This is a genomic window from Flavobacterium sp., from assembly GCF_017985075.1.
GTDB lineage: Bacteria > Bacteroidota > Bacteroidia > Flavobacteriales > Flavobacteriaceae > Flavobacterium.
In genome coordinates this window covers 1-5,426 of sequence record NZ_JAGNYF010000086.1, presented here as the reverse complement: position 1 = coordinate 5,426, position 5,426 = coordinate 1, and the positions used below count along the sequence as shown (strand labels likewise).

The following is a 5,426-nucleotide window of genomic DNA, read 5'->3' as shown; positions in this document are numbered from 1 at the left end:
ATGTATCCAACATTATTTTTTACTTCTTGTTTTACGAAAGCTGTCATATTATCTTTTTAAACTAAAGTGAGATTTAAATTCTTTCTGAACGCCATCTTCTGTATATTCAATTTTAAACCAATAATCCGTTGAAGGTACTTCTTCACCATTTAATTTTCCATCCCAGCCACTTGCATACGGATTTATTTCTTTTATTAATTTTCCGTATCGGTCAAAAATATAAATTTTAGCTTTAAATTCAGGTGTTAAGCCAGATATGTTCCAAGTATCGTTATAGGTATCGCCATTTGGCGTAAAATAATTTGGAAACGAAATAGTAGTTACTGTGTTGGATTGTTTAATAGGTAAACACCCATTTACATCTTTAGCATAAACCGTATAAACACCATTTGGCAAGTTTGTAAAAACTGGACTGGTTTGCCAATCTACTTGATTTAAACTAAATTCATACGAGCCAAATCCGCCAATTACTTCAGCCTGAATGGTTGCTAATCCACTAGCAAAAATTTCAGAAACCAATTCTAATTTTACAGAATTAGGTGCCGAAGAAATAAACAATTCTGTTTGATCTTCTTTTGAACATAGTGTCGCGGTATTGGTTACAACTACTTTATAAATTCCGGATGTACCCGCATTAAAAATAGCATTTTCTAGACCACCTGTTGAATTTGGATTGGTAGGCGTCCAAGTATAGGTATAATTGCCTGGCACGGTTGGTGTGGCGTTAATTGCAAAACTTCCAGCTCCCGAACCTGGTTGAACACATAATAGTTTGTACTCAATAATATCAAAATTTGGTAACGGATTTACTTTTAAATCTAAATATTGACCCAAACCAACACAATCATTATTTGTATTACTGTCTATTCTAACCCAAATATGTTGAAGGTTTGGAACTGTATTTCTAAAGTCGTTTGGATTTGTGGTGTCTATTGGGTTTGTTTCTGCTAAAGCTTGTGCTTCAGTGGTATAATACGTTACTGTTAAGTTAGAGCTATTTGTAAATAAAGCCAAAATGGTATTAGTTGCCGATGCAAAACTATTCGTAGCAGATGAAAAACTAAAATAATCAATGCCGTCAGTATCTGGATCGTTTAAATCGATATAATCATCACATTCTTCCAATACAATTTTTTGAAAAGTAGCTGGAATTTGTGTAGCTGAAACTAGTAAATTTACTTGTGCCGTTCTAAAACAACCATCAGCATTTTCAATTCTTGCCCATACGATTCCGTTATTAGGAGAATTATAAGCGGTATCATTTACTATTTGGCTGGAATTGTTTTGAGCGTCTGCTTGCGTTAAGAAATATTTAAAATTCAAATTACTTTGATTAGATAAAAGTACGTTCGCTTCTGTTAAATTAAAATCGGTAATTGAATCGGTGTCACTATCACATTGTTTTAATGTTACTGAAGAATTTATTATAGGCAATGGCGTTACTACAACATTAAAACTTGTGGTATTGAAACAATTTGTTAGCGTATTGAATAGTCTAACATAAATGATACTAGTTGTACCCGTATATGATATAATAGCGTTTGTTCCTGATACTGCCTCGTTTAGTAATAAATGGTACGTAACAGAAACGTTAGCTTGATTATTTAATATTTCAGCCGTTTTTAGAGCTAAATTAAATGTAGTTTGACCGTTAGTGTCATTTCCATCTAAAGCATCATCACAGGCTTTTAAATCTGTAATAGTTACTAAAGTTGGCACATCATAATTAGTAACTACTACATTTGAAGATAATGCCGGACAAACGCCACTTGCTGGAATGGTATAGGTATAGGTTCCACTTAAATCAACTGCTGGATTAAAAGTACTATTTGGTCTATTTACACCATTTAAAGACCAAGTTCCACTTGTAGTAACATTGGTTCCAAGTAATGGAAATAAATCAAAAGAAGTTGCACTTTTACAAGTATCTTTTGTCGTATTTGTACCTGCGTTATTGGCTTGTTCTATGGTAACATTCACTTTTACACTAATAAAAGTTAGCGCTGTATTACATGTTTTTGTAAATGAATAAATATATTCACCCGCAATATTCACTGTTGGATCGAAAATATTTCCTGCTAATGGCGCACCTCCAGTAGGCACTGTCCAAGTTCCTCCTGTTTCTGGATTTCCATTAATAGCGTCAAATAAATTGGTAGTAGTGGATGAACAAACAGCAACAGGTGTATCTTGTGGTGCACTTCCAAAACCTGAATAGTAACCTGCATAACCTGCCGCACCACTTGCTCCAAAAACACCTACTGCTAATGGACCAGTTGATACTACATTTACGTTTCCAGTATATCCCGAAATTCTATAAGTAACCCAATCAGCATTTCCAAGAACCGCTTGAGATTGAGTCGTATTAATTGGATTTCCGTTGATAGTTATTGATGCATTAGAATATGTTAAAATCATTAAGTCCGCATTGTAAGTAGATGGTCCAATTTCATTAATTGCTGGTAAATAAACGGAGTTTTGAAAAAAGCAACTAAGTGGCGGTATAAAATTCAACCCAGAAGTAGGATAAGAAGAAGCTCCACCAATTAATTGATAGGCAAAAACGGGTTTAGATGATTTTACATATATGTTTTTATTAGTAGCACTTCCTTGATATTGTGAATTTGGTACTAAATAATAATCACCCGCATTTAAAGTAATTGCTGCTACGGTATTCCCATTTACGAAAATTTGAGTATTATCTTCATTTGCAATAATTAAGGGTAATTCCATTTGAGGTAAACCGTTTCCTTCGATAAAAATATATTCTGTTCCAATTTGAGAAGAAGATACTATTTGATCTAAAGTAAAATCTGATCCATTATTTGATACGCCCCCAGTAGCATTACCAGTGCTAACCGCTACAGGTTTTGTTGCAGTTAATAATGCGCCTATAAAGCCAGTCCAGTTTGCGTTTACATCTGTATAACCTGAAAAAACAATTGACTCTCCTTCATTTAATGTAAATGTTTGAGTATCAGAAGTTATATTTCCTGTGCCAGAAACAAATACCACATTAGAATTATAATCCGATAAATTTATCACGGTATTGTTTTCTGTAGCCATAACACTGGAAACAAAATTTCTAATTGAAACTTCTCCACCTTGTGGCGTGCTTCCTAATCTGAAAGAAGTTCCTATCCCTGGTCTTCCTTTTGAAATTAGCGTTTCTGCATGATTCATTGCACGCATTCTAAAACTTACATAAAAGTCTTTAGTGCCTTGTAAAATAAGTCCTTTGTCATTTTTAACTATATTAACATCGCTAACGTCTAAAAACATTTGAGTAGGTTGTCCAGAACCTAAAGGAACCACTACTGGTGTAGATTGTGAAATTGTAAAAGGTGAACCCGTAATTGGCGTTCCATTACCTGATGTTACCGTTACTTGAAACGGAACGGTTTCTGGAGTTGAAATATACAAATAATGATTTTCAATTGCAGTATCATCTCTTGAGTGCAATGGCGGCAGCCAATGCTTGTTACTCAACTGAGCATTACTTGTAAAAAACGTTAAAACAGTAAGTAAAATATATATTTTTTTCATTTGTTGAAAGTATAGAATAGCAAATTTATTCTATTTTTATTTAATTCTATTTATAATAACAGAAAAAGGTACCTTTAGGTACCCTTTTTTACTTTTTATTAAAAAGATTATGGGTTAATTTGAAATGCCTGTGTTACATTTGGAGCTGCTCCTCTAACATTAATGGCATTTCCGGAAGCATCCATTACAAACGCAACGAAACTCATATTACTTACATTAGCTATATTTGCAGGCACAGGAACAGTAAAGTTTTTTGTAACTATTGCTCCAGCATTTGTTCCTATTAATGCGTCGCCGTTAACTAAATCAGTTAAACATGCTCTTAAAACATGGTTGTGTTCAAAATTAACAATTGGATTTTGTCCATTAAAATATGACGTTGCGTTTACTTGATTGTAAATTAAACCATCTTCTAAAACATAAACTACAAGTTTTAAATCAGAAAAATTCGAAACAAATTTAATATTTACATCTAAATTAATAGTACCACCAGAAATTGTTGAATTTAAGGCAATTCCTAAATCAACATTTGGTTTAATTTGGTTTTTTACTTCTGTTGGGGAACTAGAATTACTCCATTGTGTTCTTCTGTTTAATTTTGCAGCTGGATAGCCAGAAATGTCTAACAATTGCTCAAGAGCTAAAGCATTAAAGTTATAAGGATCTGAAAAAGAACCAGAACTTCTATGGATAGAAACTGGATAAGCACGAAGTTGTTGATTTTGAACTTGTTCAATTCCATGTAAAACCCTAGGACAATATTGACACCAAGTACCAGTATAATCTTCAATTAGAACATTTTTTAAAAATTTTCCAGATATTGGTTGTTCAATAATCTCAGAACTTACTGAATTATCTTCCCAGTCATTTGATATGCATGACACATTTATTAACCCTAAAAAAGTAATTGCAGCGAACAGAATTTTTCTCATATAATTTTATGTTTTTCAGTAGTTTGGCGTGAAACTTCTTATGCAAATTTAAAAAAATTTTTTATAATGCTGGAAATATCTTTTATTTGCTAATAAATAACTTTAGAATAATGAAAAAACTAGTTTTAAATGTAATGCTATTTATTTGTGCATTAGGGTTTTCGCAAAAAAAATTACCAAGTGTAACACTTAAAAATTTAGAAGGAACAACCGTTTCTACTACTCAAAATTTTATAGAAAAAGATAAAGTATATGTGTATTGTTTTTGGGCTACTTGGTGCGCGCCTTGTATTCAAGAGTTAGATGCAATTAATGAGGTGTACGAAGATTGGAAATCACAAGCCAATGTAGAAGTTATTGCCGTTTCAATTGATGATGCTAGAACCAATAAAAGAGTAAAACCTTTAGTTAACGGGAAAGGCTGGGAATACACGATATTAATGGATACCAATCAAGATTTTAAAAGAGCTTTAGGCATTTCAAACCCACCTTTTACTGCAGTAGTTAAAAACGGAGAAATTGTTTTTACTCAAAATGGTCATACGCCAGGAAGTGAAAATCAGTTATTGGAACAAATTAAAGCGCTAAAATAATGAAAAAATTAATCAGCTTTACGTTTTTATTTTCAGTACTTTTTTCTTTCGGACAAAATGCAGATTCTACAAAAACGAAATTAAAAGTGTATGGAAGTTTTGAAAGAAATGGGCAATGGTACACAAATGATAAAAACAGAGGAATCAATCACGATACTGTGCCATTACGCGCCAACAATTATTTCAATATAAATTTCAATTACAAAAAATTTACTTTTGGAACGCAAGTAGAATCCTACATGAATGAGGCATTATTAAATTTTAATCCAAAATATAAGGGTACAAATTTTGCTACGTATTATGCCAATTATAAATCCAAAAAATTAGATATAACTTTAGGTCATTATTACGTACA

General features: G+C 32.4%; 4 protein-coding genes. 2 read left to right on the top strand and 2 right to left on the bottom strand.

The window, feature by feature from the left end; translation table 11 throughout:
* Nucleotides 1-48 precede the first annotated feature (48 nt).
* Together KA468_RS10410 and KA468_RS10405 are read right to left on the bottom strand one after the other, a co-directional pair.
* Complete coding sequence (locus KA468_RS10410) at nt 49-3,546, bottom strand: T9SS type B sorting domain-containing protein (protein ID WP_291242872.1); 3,498 nt, start codon at nt 3,544-3,546, stop codon at nt 49-51.
* Between the two features lie 107 nt (nt 3,547-3,653).
* Complete coding sequence (locus KA468_RS10405) at nt 3,654-4,478, bottom strand: Omp28-related outer membrane protein (RefSeq protein WP_291242871.1); 825 nt, start codon at nt 4,476-4,478, stop codon at nt 3,654-3,656.
* A gap of 110 nt (nt 4,479-4,588) precedes the next feature.
* Between KA468_RS10405 and KA468_RS10400 the strand changes: the two genes are divergently transcribed.
* Together KA468_RS10400 and KA468_RS10395 are read left to right on the top strand one after the other, a co-directional pair.
* A complete protein-coding gene (locus KA468_RS10400; protein WP_291242870.1) occupies nt 4,589-5,071 on the top strand; it encodes a TlpA disulfide reductase family protein in 483 nt (160 codons plus the stop codon).
* Nucleotides 5,071-5,426 (top strand): DUF6029 family protein (locus tag KA468_RS10395; RefSeq protein ID WP_291242869.1); only part of this gene is annotated, 356 nt, incomplete at its 3' end. The genes KA468_RS10400 and KA468_RS10395, both read left to right, overlap by 1 nt.

What these genes read in the sequence shown, in the direction of transcription:
- KA468_RS10405 (WP_291242871.1), bottom strand. Translation starts at nt 4,478, where the DNA reads ATGAGAAAAATTCTGTTCGCTGCAATTACTTTTTTAGGGTTAATAAAT.
- KA468_RS10400 (WP_291242870.1), top strand. Translation starts at nt 4,589, where the DNA reads ATGAAAAAACTAGTTTTAAATGTAATGCTATTTATTTGTGCATTAGGG.
- KA468_RS10410 (WP_291242872.1), bottom strand. Translation starts at nt 3,546, where the DNA reads ATGAAAAAAATATATATTTTACTTACTGTTTTAACGTTTTTTACAAGT.